We start from the raw sequence: 3591 nt of genomic DNA, 5'->3' as shown, positions 1-3591 counted from the left end.
GTGTCATTTATAACACCATCCGGCCACATAGCTCGATTGGCTATAAAACCCCGGATGAACTCGAATTACAAAATCAGAATCTCTACTTTAGTGTGGTTGCGCATTAGGGGAAGAGCACAGTAGCATTGTTGAACTCAGAAGATCCCCAATGGATTTCAGATGTTATATCTCCGTTTCCTTTAAAGCCATTGTTCTTCGGCCCGAGTGGTGCTACAACGGACAGGCGCTCTGCGCCGCGCATCAGGATTCGAACGCACGGCGGTTTTATGATTTGTAATGTCAAGTTTCATTTAAATCCATTTATTGACATTTGATCTATATTTTTCGTACTCTTCTCCAAATTTTCCTGCTAAAAATTCTTGCTCATCGTTTACTTTCTGAGCTATTCCATAAAACATCAATATCAAAAATATTATACTTCCTATATTCGGAGCAATCAGAAAGAATCCTATAAAGGATATTCCTAAACTTAAATAAATTGGATTTCTGGTAATAGAGAATAAACCAGAAGTAATCAGTTCTAATTTTTCTTGTTCATCAATTCCAAGTCTCCAGGAATTTTTCATTTGAAGTTGTGCAATAAAGGTTATTAATATACCACAGATTCCTATCGTAAATCCAATTGTTTTCAACCATCCTAATTCGAGAAATTTGATTGGAAAAAAATATTTGTAGTTTGGTTCAAAAAAAGTATAATTCAATCCTATGATTATCATCAAGAACAAAGCTGCCTGAATTATTCGTTCAGCTCTTTTTGTTTTACTCTGTTTTCCAAACCCTTTGCTTGCATTAATGCGAGTCTGCTTGAACAATATAATTGATCTCACCCCAATAATTAACCCGAAGTATGACATTAGGTAAATTATCATGTAATATTGATGAATATCCATTTTGTTATTATTGAATGTGACACGACGGTAGCGGCTAAACGGCGTAGCAAGTTTTTGCTAGTAGTCATTGTTAGCCTCAGTTTTCATTTCTTTTCCAAAATTTCCATTTATTTTTCTTGGTTCGCTCAGGAAAAATTAATTCTTCAATTTGTTCGTGAATCTTGTATTTTTTAATTATATGCTCAGCCCATGATCTGTTTGCAATATCTTTATAGGTTTTTTTCTCTTCATCTAAGTTATTCGGGTTTGCGCCTAATTCGAGATAGAAAATAATCTTCTCTTTATTGGTTTCATACTCTTTCAACGCCTGTTCGTATCTCTTTTCATCTCTGTCTCTATAATCTTCCTTTCTAACTGTTGCTCGGATAAAATTCTCCAAAGCATAGCAGAGTGGTGTCTTACCCCAATATCCACAGGAATCTATTGAAGCACCTTTTTGAACAAGAAACTTGATTGATTCTGGATGATAAAAACCATAATTTATACATTGGAGAATCGAATTAGAGAAATCTCCTCCTTTTACAATCAAATAGTCTAAAATTTCTACATTGTTCGAGTATGCTGCTTTATCTACGAGATTCTTATTCAATCCTGGAAATCTCAAATTTATATCCCATTGATTGGATTCTATTTCCTCTATTATTTTTTCGTTCTTTCTTTCTCTCAATAATTTGCCAAAATAGTCGCTTGTTGAATTTAATTGCCAAGGCTTGAATTTTCCATATTTTTGCAATGGTTTGTGAACAATATTTTCTCCAATGTGCCTGTTTTCGAGCATTTCTTCAAATACTTTCTTTTCGTCTAACCCCAAGTCTTTGTAAATACATTCATATCCCATATCTCCAATTCCTGAGAAACCAATTAATTGGTCTTTATGAAGGATAATTGCAATTCCATGTTCTTCATCACCTTTATATTCAAAATCTATTCTCATGTAGGAGATATGACTTTTATTTTTTGACAACACCTGGATACTATTTATTCTCGCAAGCTTGCCCAAGTCTTCATAAGTGTTAAGTTCTGGTATCCAATCATCTTCCCCGCACCATTCTACATATTGCTTGTTTATTTGGTCTTTAAATATTCTGAATATTGATTCGACCAAAGAATTTTCATTTTCAATCAAATAGTGTATTGAATTTTTTTGTGGTTCTGTTGGTTCGGGCTCATATGTTCTTTCATCAAATATCTGGAACGGAACATATCCATTTTCAAGAATCTGCAATAATTCATTTCTTCTCCTGTTTCTAAACCAATAGTCAGAATGTATTTTGGAGAATTCAGGAAGGCGAAGATTAAATTCCCAGTCTCCGTCGAATTGATATGTTTCTTTATTTTCTTTCATAATTGAGGCTAGCGAGGTGTTGTAGCATGTTTTTATTTTAAATCATCTCTACTTAGAGTAAAAGTATATTCGACTTCATCCATTGAAAGAAGTCCACGTTTCAATACTTTATATTTCCAATTTTGCTGATCAAAAATATCTTTCTCTAACCTTTTATTTCCGCTTTTTACAATGATCGTATCAAGTCCTTCAAGAAATTTAACGCCTTTATCATGAGCATTTCCAATTTCGCCGTACTCCATAATGAGAGATTCCGAATCAGGCTTTAGTTCCAATACTTTAATCGAATCCTTTTCTGAGATACTTCTGCTGCCATATTCTAATTTAGATTCAATTGTAATATTAAATGGAGTTGCGTTTTTGATAACGTACTTATTAACTACTCCAGGGTCGCAAGCTGAACAAAATGTTAAGGCCAAAGTAAGAATAGTTATAATCCTCATCCAATTTTTTTTAATGCCCGCTAACGGTCAGGCTAAGAAACGTAGGGATTTCGGGCTGCGTTCCTGTCCGCAGGATACGCAACAAAGACAGAAATCGCAAGTTTCGGACTTAGGACAAAACCCCTATGTTTTTTAGCCATTGCTGTACACTGTATTTATTTTAGTTTTTTTCTCATGACATAATATTCATCATGTTCCTTGTGTTTATTGAAATCATATTTTTTATACAATTCCATTGGGCCTTTGAAATTACTTGCATTCGCTTCTCCTTTTCTGGGATACGATTCAATATAATCATAGTCTGTATTTGAATAATCAGCGATGATTTTTTCGAGAACCTTTTGAGAAATCCCCTTTCTTCTATGGTCAGGGTGAATAAGAAAACAAACAACTGAACAAACTTTATCAAGAGGATTGTCAATCAAATCATAGTCCCTCAATAACCTTTGATAATTTGAGCGATCGTTTGCATTGCACCATCCAATTGGTTTACTATTTTCAAAAACCAAATATCCCTGTAGTTCCTCTTCATCTATTCGTTTAATTATCAATGAGCGACTCATTTCACGTGTGCATGTTTCAACATCTCCAAGGAAATGATAGTCATTGCAATAACATTTTGACCATTCAGGATTTTCTTTATGAATCATGTTATCAAAAAGAGACAAGTAATCTTCTTTTAAATCGCTGGTTAGTGGTTTTATTTCAATTTCCATTTTGCTCTTTTTATATGGCACGGCAACGTTTCGTGTATGTGGCGTGGCGGGCTTTTGCCCGACATAAACACATATACTTTGTGTGTGCCCCGAATGGGCATCACTACTGTCAAAGATAACGAATCGGAGATAGTAGTCTACTCTAGGGAGATGAAAGTTCTCCTATCGCACAAGGTAAGTGAGTGCGATTAGCAAGC

General features: G+C 34.5%; 4 protein-coding genes. All 4 read right to left on the bottom strand.

The window, feature by feature from the left end; all coding sequences use genetic code 11:
* Positions 1–290 precede the first annotated feature (290 nt).
* The 4 genes from CRP01_RS41550 to CRP01_RS41535 all read right to left on the bottom strand — a co-directional run bounded on the left by CRP01_RS41550 (position 291) and on the right by CRP01_RS41535 (position 3394).
* Complete coding sequence (locus CRP01_RS41550; RefSeq protein WP_099156014.1) at positions 291–890, bottom strand: methyltransferase family protein; 600 nt, start codon at positions 888–890, stop codon at positions 291–293.
* Between the two features lie 76 nt (positions 891–966).
* Positions 967–2235 (bottom strand): DUF6985 domain-containing protein, encoded by a 1269-nt coding sequence (locus CRP01_RS41545; RefSeq protein WP_099156013.1) that lies wholly within the window; start codon positions 2233–2235, stop codon positions 967–969.
* Positions 2236–2267: 32 nt separating this feature from the next.
* Positions 2268–2678: a hypothetical protein gene (locus CRP01_RS41540; RefSeq protein WP_099156012.1), complete on the bottom strand. Its 411-nt coding sequence runs from the start codon at positions 2676–2678 to the stop codon at positions 2268–2270.
* A 155-nt stretch (positions 2679–2833) separates the two neighbouring features.
* The gene (locus tag CRP01_RS41535) at positions 2834–3394 is read right to left on the bottom strand and encodes a GNAT family N-acetyltransferase (RefSeq protein ID WP_099156011.1); all 561 of its coding nucleotides are present in this window, start codon (positions 3392–3394) and stop codon (positions 2834–2836) included.
* Positions 3395–3591: the final 197 nt, after the last annotated feature.

The sequence above is a fragment of the Flavilitoribacter nigricans DSM 23189 = NBRC 102662 genome, from assembly GCF_002646595.1.
Lineage (GTDB): Bacteria > Bacteroidota > Bacteroidia > Chitinophagales > Saprospiraceae > Flavilitoribacter > Flavilitoribacter nigricans.
The sequence above is the reverse complement of the archived record's forward strand: the minus strand, read 5'-3'. Positions and strand labels throughout refer to the sequence as shown.